The following is a 15,084-nucleotide window of genomic DNA, read 5'->3' as shown; positions in this document are numbered from 1 at the left end:
CGCAGCCTCAGGCGAAGGGTCTGGGGGGCTCGGGAAGGGCCTCGGATACGGCGCTCGGGCGCACGGAATCCGGCCCCATCGCGACGCGGTCGCCGCTCGGGCGGTCGGCGCGGACGCCGTCCCCGTCCGAGGCCGCGATGAAGACGTGGGCGCAGCAGCAGCCCGGGCAGGCGAGGCAATCCGCCCGGTCGGCGGCGGCCTCCGGCGCGGCGATCACGGCGGCGACGCCCGGGGCGGCCTTCGAGGCGTGCCCGACGCGCGCATGCCCGGCGCCGGGGTGGTGGGCGTGCCCGGCATGCGCCTGGGCGAAGGCCGGGACCATGACGAGAAGCGCCGCGACCCGAAGGATCGCAGCGAGCCGTCGCAGAAGGTGCCGGGCCTGTCGCATCGTGCGTGAGCCTAGCACGATTCGGGCTTCTGGACAGGGCGTCGAAGCGGGTCCACCGGGGCGTGGCCTTCCCCGGCGCGAAGGGCGGACGCCGCATCCGCTTCGGTCGCGGCTCCGCAGGTGGCGAGGGCATCGACGACCGCTTCGGGGTGGCGATGGATCGTCCAGATCAACGTCATGGCCGTGGCGTTCGGCCTGGACTTGCCCTGTTCCCAGTTCTTGACGGTCGCTTCCTCCAGCCCGAACCGGAGCGCGAACTGGGCTTGCGAGAGATGCAGGGCCTCGCGCACGCTTCGGACGGAGATCGGGTCGGGTGCATGCTTGCGGACGGCGATGCCCAGCGCCGTCAGTTCCGACGTCAGCCGGCTCAGGCTCTCGACCTTCGGCACCTCGACATAGGCCTCGCCGGTGTCGAACACGTCCGTCATGACCGCGTGAGCCGCCTTCACCGGAAGATGCCTACGGACCAGGGCGCGGGCCGCCGCCACCGTGTCGAGGTGCGCGTCCGGCAGCCGCTTGAGGCTGAGGCGCTCTACGGAGCCGTCGGGGACGAGGGTCCCGTCCCGGATTTGCACCCGTGGTCCGAACGCCGCCAACAATGTGGATCGCGTCGACATCCAATTCCTCCATGACCCCCTGCGCGATGTCGCGGAGCACGGACGCGCCCCACTTCGTCATCGGGTCGCCGCCGACGTGCATGCCGTTCAGCTCGAGGGATCGCCCCGAGAGCGTCACCTCGGCCATCACAGCGAGCGAACCCCAGGGGGTCCGCACCTCGACCGTGAAGATCGGGTCGTCGCTGTTGGCATGATCGACGACGATCCGAACCTTGCAGGCCGACAAGGAGCTCTTCCTGTGCGCAGATTGCCTATAAGATAAAAAGATGCGCAGACGTCAAGGCCGCTGCAGCCCCGATCGGGATCGAGGCTCGGAAGGCGATGGCTCCGAATCGCGGGCGCAAGGGTGCCATGACGGAGGGAGGGACGTCGCTTCGAGCGCCGGGCGCGGGGGCATCCGAGGCTGCGGCTCCTACTTCCCGCCCGTCCGCGCCAGGATCGCCCGCATCTGGGCGATCTCGCGCTCCTGCGCCTTGACGATCTCCTCGGCGAGCGCCCGCACCTCCGGGTCCTTCGAGTATTGCAGCGCGACCCGCGCCATGCCGACGGCGCCCTCGTGGTGGGGGATCATGCCGTGCACGAAGTCGACGTCGACGTCGCCGCTGTAGCGGATCGCCATGTCGGCGTGCATCCGCGCGTCGACGGCGCGGAACGCCCGGGTGGAGGGCGCCTCGCCCGCGGCCGGCGCGGGATGACGGCCGGCGTGGTCCCTATGCGCGTGGTCCATGCCCTGTGCCAGCACCCTGCCAGCGAGGAGGACGGCGACGGCGATCAGGGCGGGCCGGACGGTGTTGCGCATGGGGTCGGGTCTCCTCACGGGGATGCGCCGCACCGTGGAGCTTGCCGGCGTGGCAAGGTCAACCGCCACGGTCGCGCCGGGATGCGTCCGGGCCGCCGCCGAGCAGCCGGCCGCCAAAAATCCCGTTCAGCCCGATCACGCCGAGCACGGTGACCGCGTGGATCAGGAGGTCGGTCGCGGTGGCGTCGTGCGGGTGGAACGGCACGAGGAGGGTCGCCGCGGCCGCCGCCGCCGCGAGGCCGCCGAGCGCTGCGGTGAGGTTCGGGTGCAGCGGGCAGGCGCGGCGTAGCATCGCCACCAGCAGCACGGAGAGCGGCAGCGAGACGCCGACGAGGAAGGCGAAGCAGCCGCCCATCGCGTGCCCGTCGGCCGGCGTGGTGCCGGGGGCGAGCCAGCCGCGCAGGCACCCGAGGCCGCTCGCGCCGATCCAGAACGCGGCCGGCGCCAGCGGCAGCAGCGCCCAGCGCAGGGAGCGGCCGGGCACGCTCGTCATGAAGGCGGCGAGCGCGGCCGCGACCGCGGTGAGACCGGCGCCGAGGGCGGCCACGCGCAGGTCCGGCGTGGCGAGGCGGATGCGCAGGCCGTCCATGTCGGCCATCGGCATCAGGATCGCGGCCAGCGCCAGCACCGCCGCGAGCCAGGCCGCCGCGCGCCAGGCCGGTGGGCTGAGCCGGCGCACCGGCGCGAGGCCGCCGACGAGGTCGTCGACCAGGGACTCGTGCACGGATTCAGACATCGCCGCCCTCCTTGTCCCGGGCCAGCGTCCCGCGCAGCGCCTTCAGGGCGCGGTGCAGGTTCACCTTCAGCGCGCCCTTGCTGCGGCCGGTGAGCGCCGCCGCCTCCTCGAGCGAGCGCTCGGCATAGGCGAGCTGCTCCACCGCCTGCCGCTGCCCGTCCGGCAGCGCCGCGACGGCCCGCGCCAGCGCGGCGTTGCGCTGGTCGGCCTCGATGCGCATGCCCGGGGCGGGGCCGGCATCGGCGTGGGCCTCGTAGGCGAGGGGATCGTGCACCTCCTGCGGCCGGCGCCCGGCCCGGCGCAGCCGGTCGATCGCCCGGCGCTGGGTGATGGCGCGCAGCCACGGCAGGAAGGGCCGCGCCGGGTCGTAGCTCGCCCGCGCCTTGTGGATCGTCAGCAGCGTGTCCTGCACCACGTCGTCGACCGCCTCGCCGCGCACCCCTTGCGCGCGGGCGATGCCCGCGATCACCGGCAGGCAGGCGTTGAGCAGCCGGCGATAGGCCGCCGCATCGCCCCCCTGCGCCGCGGCCATCGCCGTCGCCAGACTGTCCTCGAGCGCCATCGCCGCCCTGTCGCCGCGTCGTGTCCCGGACCCTAGCGCAACGCGGCCCCCGGGGGAACGCGCCGGTAGCGGTGGAACCGGGCCGATGGCGGGCAGGTACATCGGCAAGCCTCGCGGGAGACGTCGGGCGCCCATCGCCCGCGCTCGTCTTCGCCGAGGAACGCGCGACGGTTACGCTCGGGCGGCCGGCCCGAGCCGCGCCGCGCCGAGGATCCGCCCGTCGGCGCCCTGCACGATCACCGCGGCGTCGGCGCCGGCCGGCAGCGGCACCGCCAGCGTCGCCGCCTGCCCGGCCCAGCGGCCGATCTCGGACACGGCGCGGACGATATTGGCCTGGGCGAGGGTGCGGCCGGCATTCTCGCCGCGGGCGACCCGGGTGGCGTGGCTCGGATCGAACCCGACCAGCGTCACGGTGCCGGCCCCGCGCCCGGCGCCGAGCGTGACGACGAGGGCGTCGCCGCGCCGTGCCAGCGCCACCGGCGCCTCGGCGGCGGCGGCGGCCTGCGCGCGGGCGATCGCGGCGCGGACCGCGCCGGCGTCGGAGCCGACGAGCCCGACCTGCCCGTCGATCACCGCCTCGGGGGTGTACGAGCCGCCGCCGAGCCTTTCGGCGTAGGCCGCCTGCCGACGGGTCGCCGCCGGCAGGGCGAAGGTGTCGCGCCAGTCGAGGTGGTCCCAGTAGGTGACGTGGAAGGCGAGCGGCAGCACGGCGCCGCCCTCGCGCGCGATCTGCCCGAGCAGCGCCTCGGCCGGCGGGCAGGACGAGCAGCTCTGCGAGGTGAACAGCTCGACCACCACCGGCCGCCCGGCCGCGTCCGCCGGGGAGACGGCGGAAGGGGAGAACGGGGCGCCGAGCAGGGCGGCGAGGAGCGCGAGCGGGATCGTGCGGCGCATGGCGGGTCTCCGGACGGGTGCGATGCCGTGCCCTTCGCGGCCCGGCCGCGCCGGTTACCCGGGCTTACCCCTCGGTCTCCTCGCCGGCCGGCTTGTCGTCGTCGCGGGCGCGGTGGAGCAGGAAGATCGAGGCCACCATGGTGAGGATCAGGCCGGCGAGCACGCCGAGCTCGATCATCGAGGCCTGGAACAGGGCCGCCTTCTCCTGCGACCAGTCCTTGCCGTGCATGATCTCGGAGGATTGCAGGGTGATCACCAGCACCCGCCGGATCGAGGCGATCAGCCCGACGATCAGGAACGGCTCGCAGGTGAGCTTGCCGGAGCGCATCGAGACCCGCACCGTGTGCAGAATCTCCACCAGCATCAGCAGGAACAGCAGCCGGTCGACCACCTCCAGGGTCTGCGCGGCGCCCCCGAGCGAGCGCAGCGCCTCGAAGGTGAGCCCGACGGCGTCGACCAGCGCGATCAGCGCGGTGAAGGCCAGCAGCAGGCCCAGGGCCGCGTAGATCGCGTGCTCGGTGTGGAGGAAGACGAAGCTCGACGCGCGGGTCAGGCGCCCCTGCGATTGCGGATCGTCGGCCATGGCGTGCCTCCCGGACGCGTCTTCGTTCCGATGAGACAGGATCGTGCGGCCGGCGTCCAGCGGAAGCCTGGCGGCGAGGATCGCGGGCCTCCGCGCGGCGGAACGGTTTCCGGGATGGTCCCGTTGCTCTCGTGCAACATAGGAGAAAGACATGCTGACCGGCGGCCTGCTGTGGCTCATCGGGATCCCGATCCCCGTCATCCTCCTGATCTGGTTCTTCTTCCTGCGCGGCCGCTGAGGGCGGAGGGCGCCTCGCACGGGACCGCTCGGCGCCCCGTGCCTTCTCCGTCCGCGCGTGCTTGCGTCGTCCGCGCCCGCAGCGGAAGCACCGCAACGAAAAGGGCCGGCGCGCCTCGCGCGCACCGGCCCCGAACGCCTGCGGATCGCGCTACTTGGTGATCTTCACCGAGACCGGGTCGCTCGACGGGAAGGTCTCCTCGAGGGCGTCGTCGAGGCGCTCGCCCATCTTGTCCTGCTGGTTGGCGGGGTTCTTCTCGTCGCCGGGCTTGGCGCTGCCCTGCTGGAACCCCGGCTTGTCCGCGCCCTGCGGCGTCTTGGTGTCGTCGGTCATCGGGGCTGCTCCTGCCGTCACGAGGCGCCGAGGGCGGCGCCGGTGCCGGATCAACGCGAGGCGGCCCCGGGTGTTTCACGCCGCGTCGGCCGGGGGGCGGCGGCGCGCGAGGTCGCCCGGCCCGGCGCCGCCTCGCGCAGCACCGCCTCGTAGACGCCGGCGAGGCGGTCGAGATGGGCGTCGAGGGTGAGCGGCGAGGCCCAGTAGCGGGCATGCGCGGCCCGGCCCATCCGGGCGGCGAGCGCGTCGTCGGCGAGCCGGCGCAGGTGGGCGGCGAGCGCGTCCGGGTCGCCGGAGCGGAACAGGAAGCCGGTCTCGCCGTCGACCACCGCCTCGCGGCCGGCGCAGGCGTCGCTCACCACCACCGGCGTGCCCAGCGCCAGCGCCTCGTAGACCGTGAGCGGCTGGCCCTCGTACCAGACGCTGGGAAAGACCAGCGCGCGGGCGGCGCCCATCAGCGCCTGAACGCCGGCGGCATCGCGCCAGCCGAGCATCGTGGCCTCGGGGTAGCGCGCGGCCAGCGCCGCCCGCTGCTCGCCGTCGCCGACGAAGACCGCGCGGATGCCGGCCCGCCGCGCCGCCTCCGCGAAGATCGGCGCGCCCTTCTCGGTCGAGATCCGCCCGACGAACAGAAAGTCGCCCGGCGCCCGCTCGGTCATCGGCCGGTGCGCCACCGCGATCGGGTTGTCGACCCGGTGGAAGCGGGTCCCGCGCGGCAACAGCGGGCCGACCACCCGCTCCTGAAGGTCGCTGATCGTGATCACGTGGCGGAAGAGCGTCGGCAGCTCCGCGACCTGCGTCATGCCGAGGTGGCGGACCACCCGCGCGAGCTTGCGCGGGAAGCTCTGCGCATCGCAGTTCGTCGTCAGGCACGCGCCCGACATCGGCGTGCGGTGGCAGATCGCGGCGGCCGGATATTCGTAGAACCCCCCGGTCGGGCAGACCAGGAAGAACTCGTGCATGGTGTAGAGCAGCGGCAGCCGCGCGCGCCGCAACGCCACGCCGATCGACGGCGACAGCGCCTTGGCGAAGGCGTGGACGTGGACCACGGTGTCGTCGGGGTCGCACGCCGCCAGTTCCGCGGCGAGCGCGCGGGCCGCGTCGCGGTTCCAGATCGCCTGCGCCAGGAAGGCGAGCTTGTTCGTCGTGGTCGAGATGTCGTCCTGGTTCAGGCAGACCACGCGGATGCCGGCGGCGGCCAGGCGCGGGTCGGCCGGGCCGCAGGCGGCGAACAGCGTCACGCGGGTGCCGCGGGCGGCGAGCCCGAGGGCCGAGTCGAGCGCGACCTTGGCCTGGCCGCCGTTGACGTAGGCGTGGTCGGCGACGAGGACGACGTGCACGAGGCGGCTCCCGCTCCCTGGATGTCCCCACGTTTACCGGACCGCAGTTGATCCCGCGTAAACCTCGGGCACGCCGCCGATCTGCGGTTGTTCCCGCTCGGATCGTCCCCGCTCGACCGCCTGATCTCTCGATCTCCTGCGCCGGTGTCGCCATGCACGTCGTGATCCTGGCCGAGTTCGCGAGCCCGAGCGGCGGCGCCGAGAAGGTCGCCGTCGAATCGGCCCGCGGGCTGGCCGAGGCCGGGCTCCGAGTCACCTACGTCCAGGGCATCACGGGCCCGGTCGACCCGCTGCTCGACCATCGCAACCTCACCCGGATCTGCCTCGACCTGCCGGACGTGTGGGCGCGCAACCCCGTCGCCGCGGCGGTCGCCGGCATCTGGCACGCGCGCGCCGCGCGGGCGCTCAGCGACGCAATCGGGGGGATGGCGCGTGCGCCGGACGTCGTCCACGTCCACCAGTGGAGCCGCAGCCTGTCGCCCGGGATCTTCCCGGTGCTGCTCGCCACCGGCGCCCCGGTGGCGCTGACGCTGCACGACTACTTCCTGGCCTGCCCGAACGGGGTCTACTACCGCTTCGACACGGCCGAGCCCTGTGCCCTCGCGCCGATGTCCGCCGCCTGCATCCTGGCGCCGTGCGATGCCAGGAGCCGCCTGCACAAGCTGGTCCGCGTCGCCCGCACCGCGGCGGCGCGGCGGGCGGTGTCGGGACGCGGGCTCCACGTCGTCCACGTCTGCGACGCGAGCCGCGCGCGGATGGGCGCGATGCTCGGCGGCTACGGGCTCACGCATCACCGCATCGACAACCCGGTGCGGGTCGCCCCCGGCGCCCCGGCCGCGCCGGAGCGGGGCGACGCCGTCGCCTATGTCGGGCGCCTGACCCGCGAGAAGGGCGCCGACCTCGTCGCGGCGGCCGCCCGCGAGGCCGGCCTGACGGCGTTGCTCGTCGGCACCGGGCCGCTGGAGGCGGAGCTGCGGGCCATGCCCCACGTCGAGATGCTGGGCTGGCAGGCGCCGGAGGCCGTGCAGGCGGTGTTGCGCCGCCGCGCCCGTGCGCTCGCCGCGCCGTCGCGCTGGTTCGAGACCGGGCCGCTCACCGTCTACGAGGCGCTCGCCGCCGGCATCCCGGTCGTCGCCTCCGACCGCTCCGGCGCCGCCGAGAAGGTGCTGGACGGCACGAGCGGCTTCGTCGTGCCGCCCGAGCCCGCCGCCCTGTCGGCGGCCTTCGCGCGCCTCGCCGACGACGCTCGCGTCGCCGCGATGGGCCAGGCCGCCCACGGCCGCTTCTGGGCCGCGCCGATGACCATCGCCCGGCACGCCGAAGCCTCGGCCACGCTCTATGCCGGCTTGCTGCGCACGCGGCGTGACGCGATGCAGCACGCATAGGCCGGCGCGGCGCCCGACCCGCGCCCGCCCTGAGGACGATGCGAAGCGATCGGCCGATCAGATCAAGTTTCCGTGCGGTTTCGCGATCCCCCGCGACGTCACGATCGCGCCGTCGTCGCCATCGCGACCCTGTGCCCGACGGATGATTGCAGCAACATCGGGGGCAATCTGTCAGGTGTGGCGCTTGGTGGGGTCCCGGATCGATGCCGAGGCAAGAGTCTCTGCTTAATAAGCGCGGCTTTCGCCTCGAAAAGCGGCGTCTTGACTTATTATTGCAATGCAACATAAATCCGCCTCGCACGGGCGATCGCTTCGAGACCGCCGGTGACGACGCCACCCGAGGAGCCGATTCATGCAGACCCCGAATTTCGAGATCCCGACCGAGATGCGCGATTTCGCCGAGAAGAGCGTCGACCAGGCCCGCACCGCCGTCGGCACCCTGATGGGCAACGCGCTCAAGGCCGCCGAGCAGGTCCAGAGCTCGGGGCTCAACCTCCAGTCCTCGATGCAGGCCGCCGTCGCCAAGGGCTTCGACCACGCCCAGACCAACGCCAACGCCACCTTCGACTTCGCGCAGAAGCTCGTGCGCACCAAGGACCTGCGCGAGGCCTTCGAGCTGCAGTCCGAGTTCGTCCGCAGCCAGATCGCCGCGATGCAGGCGCAGGCCAAGGACCTCGGCGCCCTCGCGCAGAACGCCGCGCGCTGAGCCGCCGCTCGGCCCCGTGCGGGGCCGAGGATCTTCCGCCGCGCACCGGCGCGGCGGCCCCGGCCTCCGGTCGGCACCGCGGCTGGATCGTCCGGTCTCGCGGCCGTCGCGTCGGCGTGCCGATCCGCGGGCGCCGATCGCCGCCGCACCCCCGATGCATTGCGCCGGCCGGCAACTGGACTACGTTCGGCCCGTGCGATTCGGGCTCGAACGGAACGACACGCGGACGGCCTCAAGGGATCTCGACGATGGGCAAGCAACGGACGCCGCAGGGACGATCGACCGGCCGCCGCTCCTCCTCGATCCCGCCCGGCACCCTGCAGGGCAAGACGGGTGAGGCCAAGACGGGTGAGGCCAAGGCGGGTGAGGCCAAAAGCGCTCGCGCCGCCGCGCTCGAGGCGGCGCTGCACCCGCCGGAGGAGTCGCTCCCGCCGGTGCCCTCCGAGGCGCCCCCCGAGCCGCTTCACGCGCACCTGATGGACACGGTCTCGCCCGAGGCCCTCGGCACCGCGACCGGCACCCCGACGTCGGCGCCCGAGCCGGACGCGCCCCCGGCCGAGATACCGGTCCCCGCCGACGCCAACCTGGCCGAAGCCGCCTTCGCCGAGATCCCGAATCCCGAAGCGCCGCCGGTCTCCGAACCGGAAGTTGCCGGCCCGGCTGCGGACACGGCGCCCGCACCTGTCGATGAGCCCGTGCCTGCCGACGAGCCCGCGCCGGTCGCGGCCGCCGCGCCGGAGCCGGAGGCTCCGCCCGCCTACACCAACGTGGTCCCGCTGAAATCCGCCGCGCCGGCGCGGCCGCCCGAGCCCCGGGCGGCGCCCCAGCCCGGCGAGGCGCCGGTGCAGCTGTCGGACGGTGCGCTGCCGTCGCCGGCCTCCTGGCGCGCCGGGCGCCGACCCGTCCCGGCCCTGCGTCAGGACCTCGAAGGCCTCGGCGAGACCCTGTTCGCCTTCATGCGCGACGAGAGCTCGGCGGTGCTGACCCATCTCAGCGCGCTGAAGGACGCGCGCTCGCCGGCCGACGCGATCCGCCTGCAGGTCAACGAGATGCAGCGCGTCGCCGACGCCTCGCTCACCTGCTGGAGCGAGCTCGCCCGCCGCGCGACGCGGATCGTCGGCCACCGCTGAGGCTGCCGCGCCGCCGTTCGCTCGCCAACGCGCGGATCCCGGCAAATCCGCCGCGTCGTCGCGCCGAAGGCGAGCCCGGGATCCAGGACCGCCGGTCGCGCCCCGATCGGTCTCGTCGTCGGCTCCGGATCCCGGGTTCTGTTGCGCAGCCCCGGGATGACGGAAAGGAGCCGGTTCGGTCGGCGCGCGGCATCCGTGCACGAGACCGCCGGCGGCGGAACGTCCCTGTCGCCTCCCGGTCACAGCCGCTGCCGGAATGGAGCTTGGCCGGAAACCTCCGGTTAACCATGTCGCTCCTATGCCGTATCGGAGGCTCGGGAGGCCGACCGATGCTGCGATCCGCGCGCCTGATCCGTTCCGCGATCCTGACGGCCGCCGTCGCGCTCGCCGCGATGCCCGCCTGCGCGCAGAACGGCGACCGGGCTCCGCCCGCGGTGGCGATCGCGGCCGACCTCGCCGCCTCGCCCGCGGGCACCAAGCTCACCCTCACCCTGTCGAAGCCGGTCGATGCCCGCGCCTTCGTGATGGAGCGCCCGGACCGGGCGGTGATCGACCTCGCCGAGGTCAACTTCCAGCTCGCGCCCGAGACCGGCCGCCGCCGCGAGGGCCTGGTGCAGTCGTTCCGCTACGGGCTGTTCGCGCCGGGGCGCTCGCGCATCGTCGTCGATCTCGCCGGCCCCGCCACCGTGGGGCGGATCGAGACCGCGACGCGCCCGCGCGACGGCGCCGTGATCCTCACCGTGCCGTTCCAGCGCGCCGACCGCGAGAGCTTCCGCAAGGCGGCCACCGCCGGCGACCTCGCCCCCGCGGCCGGCAAGGCCGTGGCGCCGGCCGAGCCCGCCGACCGGCGCCCGCTGATCGTGGTCGATGCCGGCCACGGCGGCATCGATCCCGGCGCGATCGCGGTCGGGGGCGTGTTCGAGAAGGACATCGTCTTCGGCTTCGCCCAGGCGCTGGTCGCCCGGCTCGAGGCCGGCGGCCGCTACCGGGTGGCGATGACCCGCGACCGCGACGTCTACGTGCCGCTGTCCGAGCGCGTGCGCATCGCCCGCGACGCCAAGGCCGACCTGTTCGTCTCGATCCACGCGGATTCGATCTCGTCGGCGCCGCAGGTGCGCGGCGCGACGATCTACACCGGCTCGGAGAAGGCGACCGACAGCGAATCCGCCAAGCTTGCCGAGCGCGAGAACAAGGCCGACGCCGCCGCCGGCGCCGAATCCGGCGACGGGCCGCCCGAGATCGCCGACATCCTGCAGGAGCTGACGCTGCGCGAGACCCGCGGCTTCTCGTCCGGCTTCGCCAAGACCCTGATGGGCCAGCTCGGGCCGGTGATGGAGATGAGCACGAAGCCGCACCGCGAGGCCGGCTTCAAGGTGCTGCGCTCGCCCGACGTGCCGAGCGTGCTGGTCGAGCTCGGCTACCTGTCGAGCCAGCGCGACCTCGACCTGCTGCAATCGGCCGAGTGGCGCGCCTCCGTCACCGGCTCGATGGCCAAGGCGATCGACCAGTTCTTCGGCAACCGGGCCAGCCTGGTCCGCCCGGTGGTGCCGAACCGGCGCTCGGCGGCAATCGCCCCAGTTTCACCATAGATCCGGTGTCGATACGGGGCACTCGAGACCCCGTCGCGCCGTCCATTCTTCGGTCATCGTCGGCGGGGATCTTCCAGGCTGCGGGCATGCCGGATCGGCGTGCGCCTCGCGGGCAGCCCCGCCCCCCCTAGCCGAATGCGCTCCGCGCGCGGCCGAAGAAACCGACGGACGGGAAACCGGATGCGCCTCATCCTTCGCTTCTTCGGCTTCCTGTTCAGCGCCTTCGCGGTGCTGTTCGTGATCGCAGCCGCGGGCGGCGCGTTCTTCTACTGGAAATACAGCCAGGACCTGCCGGACCACGCCGTGCTCGCCAACTACGAGCCGCCGGTGATGACCCGCGTCCACGCCGCCGACGGCTCGCTGCTGGCCGAGTACGCCAAGGAGCGCCGGCTCTACCTGCCGATCCAGGCGATGCCGAAGATCATCGTCGCCGCCTTCCTCTCGGCCGAGGACAAGAACTTCTACAAGCACGGCGGCATCGACCCCGAGGGCATCGTGCGCGCGGCGCTGACCAACGCCAAGAGCGGCAAGCGGCAGGGCGCCTCGACCATCACCCAGCAGGTCGCGAAGAACTTCCTGCTCTCGAACGAGCAGACCTTCGACCGCAAGATCAAGGAAGCGCTGATCGCGCTGCGGATCGAGGCGACCTACTCCAAGGACAAGATCCTCGAGCTCTACCTCAACGAGATCTTCCTCGGCACGATCGTGCCGGGCCGCAACCTGCACGGCGTCGCCGCCGCGGCGCTGGATTATTTCGGCAAGTCGGTGCACGAGCTGACGATCAACGAGGCGGCCTACCTCGCCGCGCTGCCGAAGGGGCCGAACAACTACCACCCCTACCGCAAGACCCAGGCGGCGCTCGACCGCCGCAACGAGATCATCCGCCTGATGGCGGAGAACAACTACATCACCAAGGAGGAGGCGGACGCCGCCAAGAAGATGCCGCTCGGCGTCAACCCGCGCGTCGCCTTCCCGAACGCCGCCAACGCCAACTACTTCACCGAGGAGGTCCGCCGCGAGATCTCTGAGCGCTACGGCGAGAAGAAGCTCTACGAGGGCGGCCTGTCGGTGCGCACCACCCTCGACCCGAAGATGCAGGCCCTCGCGCGCAAGGCGCTGGTCGACGGCCTCGTGCGCTACGACCAGTCCCATGGCTGGCGCGGCCCCGTCACCAAGGTCGACCTGACCGGGCGCGACTGGGGCATGGCGGCGGCCGAGGTGAACGCGCTCGGCGACGTCGCGCCGTGGCGGCTCGCCGTGGTGCTCGGGCAAGGCGGCGGCGGCGTGCAGATCGGCCTGCAGCCCAAGCGCGAGGCCTCGGGCCAGGTCGCCAAGGACCGCGACACCGGCACGATCCCGCCGGACGGCATGCGCTGGGCCGGCCGCCCGAACCTCGCCGCCGGCGACATGATCTACGTCGAGGCGATGGATGGCGGCCGCGGGCAGTACCGCCTGCGCCAGAAGCCCGAGGTGTCCGGCGCCATCGTCGCGATGGACCCGAACACCGGCCGCGTGCACGCGATGGTCGGCGGCTTCTCCTACGACGAATCCGAGTTCAACCGCGCGACCCAGGCGATGCGCCAGCCCGGCTCGTCGTTCAAGCCGATCGTCTACTCGGCGGCCCTCGACAACGGCTACACCCCGTCCTCGATCGTGCAGGACTCGCCGATCACCATCGAGGCCGGCCCCGGCCAGGAGGCGTGGACGCCCTCGAACTACGACGGCAAGTCCGGCGGGCCGCACACCCTGCGCTACGGCATCGAGCACTCGAAGAACCTGATGACGGTTCGGCTCGCCAAGGACGTCGGCATGCCGCTGATCGCCGAGTATGCCCGCCGCTTCGGCGTCTACGACGACATGCTGCCGGTGCTGCCGATGTCGCTCGGCGCCGGCGAGACCACCGTCATGCGGATGGTCACCGCCTACTCGATGCTGGCCAATGGCGGCCGCCGCATCCGCCCGACCCTGATCGACCGGATCCAGGACCGCATCGGCGAGACGATCTACCGGCACGACAACCGCAAGTGCGTCGGCTGCGATGCCGAGAAGTGGTCCGGGCAGGACGAGCCGAAGCTGGTCGACGATTCCGAGCAGGTGCTCGACCCGCTGACCGCCTACCAGATGGTCTCGATCATGGAGGGCGTCGTGCAGCGCGGCACGGCGACGATCCTCAAGCAGATCGGCAAGCCGCTCGCCGGCAAGACCGGCACGACCAACGACGCCAAGGACGCGTGGTTCGTCGGCTTCTCGCCGGACCTCGCGGTCGGCATCTACATCGGCTTCGACAAGCCGCGCTCGCTCGGCGACCGCGCCACCGGCGGCGGCCTCGCCGCGCCGATCGCGCTCGACTTCCTCAAGGTCGCCCTCAAGGACAAGCCGCCGACCCCGTTCCGGGTGCCGCCGGGCATCAAGCTGATCCGCGTGGCGCTCGGCTCCGGCATGCGCGCCGGATCGGGCGAGGGCGCCGGCACCATCCTCGAGGCGTTCAAGCCCGGCACCGCGCCGCCGGATTCCTACGTCGCCCCGGCCGGCCAGGCCGCGGCGCCGGCCACCGTCCCGGCGGATGCCGACCGCGCGGTGCAGGCCGGCGGGCTGTACTGAGCGGGATGCCTCTCTTCCCTCCCCCGCTCCAGGGGAGAGGGACGTAGTTCCGATGCGGAACAAAAAAAGCCGCCCCTGACGGGCGGCTTTGAAGTCTCAGGGAGGCATCAAACAGAGCGGGACGGAGGTCTCACTCGACATCCAGACATCTGGAATGCCCCGACATTCAATCGAAAAAGTTAACGCACGGTTAAGGGTCCGGCGTTCCTCAAATCATCGCCCGGTTCGACCGGGCCGACATCAGTATCGGTGGCCGCTCAGGCAGCGAGGCTGGTGAAGAGACCACGCCCGTCGGTGCCGCCGACCAGGCCTTCGACGAAGTTCTCCGGGTGCGGCATCATCCCGAGGACGTTGCCGCCCTCCGAGTAGATCCCGGCGATGGCGTTGAGCGAGCCGTTGCGGTTGGCGGCGATCGTCACCTGCCCGTCGGCGTCGCAGTACCGGAACGCGACCCGGCCCTCGCCCTCGATTCGGGCCAGCGTCTCGGGGTCGGCGAAGTAGTTGCCCTCGCCGTGCGCGACGCAGACGTCGATGACCTCGCCCTTCGCGTAGGCGCCGGCGAAGCGCGTGTCGGTGCGCTCGACGCGCAGCGTCTGCCGGTGGCAGATGAAGCGGCGGTCGACGTTGCGCATCAGCACGCCCGGCAGCAGGCCGGATTCGCACAGGATCTGGAAGCCGTTGCAGATGCCGAGCACCAAGCCGCCGCGGGCGGCGTGCGCGCGGACCGCATCCATCGCGGCGGCGCGGCCGGCGATGGCGCCGCAGCGCAGGTAGTCGCCGTAGGAGAAGCCGCCGGGCAGGACGGCGAGGTCGGTGCCGGCGGGAAGCGCGGTGTCGGCGTGCCACATCGTCGTGACCTCGGCCCCGGCAAGCCGGAGCGCGCGGGCGACGTCGGCGTCGCGGTTCGAGCCGGGGAAGACGACGATCGCGGCGCGCATCACGCGATCTCGATCGCGTAGTTCTCGACCACGGTGTTGGCCAGGAGCTTCTCGCAGGCGGTCTTCAGCGTCGCCTCGGCGCCGGCCCGGTCCGCGGCCGCGACCTCGATGTCGAACACCTTGCCCTGGCGCACGCCCTCGATCGACGCGATGCCGAAGGACTTGAGCGCGGCCTCGATCGCCTTGCCCTGCGGATCGAGGACGCCGGTCTTCAGGGTGACGACGATGCGGGCTTTCATGATGGG

16 protein-coding genes are annotated in these 15,084 nt (G+C 72.8%); 5 read left to right on the top strand and 11 right to left on the bottom strand.

Going from position 1 to position 15,084, the window contains the following annotated elements; translation table 11 throughout:
- Window positions 1-7: 7 nt before the first annotated feature.
- The 9 genes from MKK64_RS21130 to MKK64_RS21090 form a co-directional block, all read right to left on the bottom strand.
- Window positions 8-388, bottom strand: a complete 381-nt coding sequence (locus MKK64_RS21130) for a hypothetical protein (RefSeq protein WP_243936973.1) — start codon at window positions 386-388, stop codon at window positions 8-10.
- A gap of 11 nt (window positions 389-399) precedes the next feature.
- The gene (locus MKK64_RS21125) at window positions 400-963 is read right to left on the bottom strand and encodes a helix-turn-helix domain-containing protein (protein WP_187274912.1); all 564 of its coding nucleotides are present in this window, start codon (window positions 961-963) and stop codon (window positions 400-402) included.
- 454 nt (window positions 964-1,417) lie between these two features.
- A complete protein-coding gene (locus tag MKK64_RS21120; protein ID WP_243936971.1) occupies window positions 1,418-1,804 on the bottom strand; it encodes a DUF305 domain-containing protein in 387 nt (128 codons plus the stop codon).
- 58 nt (window positions 1,805-1,862) lie between these two features.
- Entirely contained in the window at window positions 1,863-2,540 is a 678-nt protein-coding gene (locus tag MKK64_RS21115) for an NrsF family protein (protein ID WP_147859993.1), read from the bottom strand.
- Entirely contained in the window at window positions 2,533-3,102 is a 570-nt protein-coding gene (locus MKK64_RS21110; protein ID WP_147844732.1) for an RNA polymerase sigma factor, read from the bottom strand. The genes MKK64_RS21115 and MKK64_RS21110 overlap by 8 nt, the downstream gene beginning before the upstream one ends.
- Before the next feature lie 171 nt (window positions 3,103-3,273).
- Window positions 3,274-3,996 carry a DUF1223 domain-containing protein gene (locus MKK64_RS21105; RefSeq protein ID WP_243936969.1) on the bottom strand — a complete coding sequence of 241 codons (723 nt, stop codon included), beginning with the start codon at window positions 3,994-3,996 and terminating at the stop codon, window positions 3,274-3,276.
- Window positions 3,997-4,060: 64 nt separating this feature from the next.
- Entirely contained in the window at window positions 4,061-4,579 is a 519-nt protein-coding gene (locus tag MKK64_RS21100) for a phosphate-starvation-inducible PsiE family protein (protein ID WP_147729856.1), read from the bottom strand.
- A gap of 388 nt (window positions 4,580-4,967) precedes the next feature.
- Complete coding sequence (locus MKK64_RS21095; RefSeq protein WP_147844753.1) at window positions 4,968-5,150, bottom strand: hypothetical protein; 183 nt, start codon at window positions 5,148-5,150, stop codon at window positions 4,968-4,970.
- 50 nt (window positions 5,151-5,200) lie between these two features.
- A complete protein-coding gene (locus MKK64_RS21090; protein WP_243936967.1) occupies window positions 5,201-6,490 on the bottom strand; it encodes a glycosyltransferase family 4 protein in 1,290 nt (429 codons plus the stop codon).
- 152 nt (window positions 6,491-6,642) lie between these two features.
- Here MKK64_RS21090 and MKK64_RS21085 point away from each other — a divergent pair, with 152 nt between their 5' ends.
- From MKK64_RS21085 to MKK64_RS21065, 5 genes are all read left to right on the top strand, one after another.
- On the top strand, window positions 6,643-7,875 hold the full coding sequence (locus MKK64_RS21085; protein ID WP_243936965.1) for a glycosyltransferase: 1,233 nt from the start codon (window positions 6,643-6,645) through the stop codon (window positions 7,873-7,875).
- Between the two features lie 352 nt (window positions 7,876-8,227).
- Window positions 8,228-8,581, top strand: coding sequence for a phasin (locus MKK64_RS21080; protein ID WP_147729981.1), 354 nt, complete (start codon window positions 8,228-8,230; stop codon window positions 8,579-8,581).
- Between the two features lie 248 nt (window positions 8,582-8,829).
- Complete coding sequence (locus MKK64_RS21075; RefSeq protein WP_243936958.1) at window positions 8,830-9,711, top strand: hypothetical protein; 882 nt, start codon at window positions 8,830-8,832, stop codon at window positions 9,709-9,711.
- Window positions 9,712-10,040: 329 nt separating this feature from the next.
- Window positions 10,041-11,300 carry an N-acetylmuramoyl-L-alanine amidase gene (locus MKK64_RS21070; RefSeq protein ID WP_147728853.1) on the top strand — a complete coding sequence of 420 codons (1,260 nt, stop codon included), beginning with the start codon at window positions 10,041-10,043 and terminating at the stop codon, window positions 11,298-11,300.
- Window positions 11,301-11,480: 180 nt separating this feature from the next.
- Window positions 11,481-13,901, top strand: coding sequence for a penicillin-binding protein 1A (locus MKK64_RS21065; RefSeq protein ID WP_147843715.1), 2,421 nt, complete (start codon window positions 11,481-11,483; stop codon window positions 13,899-13,901).
- Between the two features lie 257 nt (window positions 13,902-14,158).
- On the opposite strand, the gene purQ is transcribed toward MKK64_RS21065, so the two are convergent.
- Window positions 14,159-14,839, bottom strand: a complete 681-nt coding sequence (gene purQ, locus MKK64_RS21060; RefSeq protein WP_147843714.1) for a phosphoribosylformylglycinamidine synthase subunit PurQ — start codon at window positions 14,837-14,839, stop codon at window positions 14,159-14,161.
- Window positions 14,839-15,078: a phosphoribosylformylglycinamidine synthase subunit PurS gene (gene purS / locus MKK64_RS21055; protein ID WP_147728648.1), complete on the bottom strand. Its 240-nt coding sequence runs from the start codon at window positions 15,076-15,078 to the stop codon at window positions 14,839-14,841. Before purS ends, purQ begins: the two co-directional genes overlap by 1 nt.
- Window positions 15,079-15,084 lie beyond the last annotated feature (6 nt).

It is taken from the genome of Methylobacterium sp. E-025 (assembly GCF_022829705.1).
In the GTDB taxonomy this organism is placed as follows: Bacteria; Pseudomonadota; Alphaproteobacteria; order Rhizobiales; family Beijerinckiaceae; genus Methylobacterium.
The sequence above is the reverse complement of the archived record's forward strand: the minus strand, read 5'-3'. Positions and strand labels throughout refer to the sequence as shown.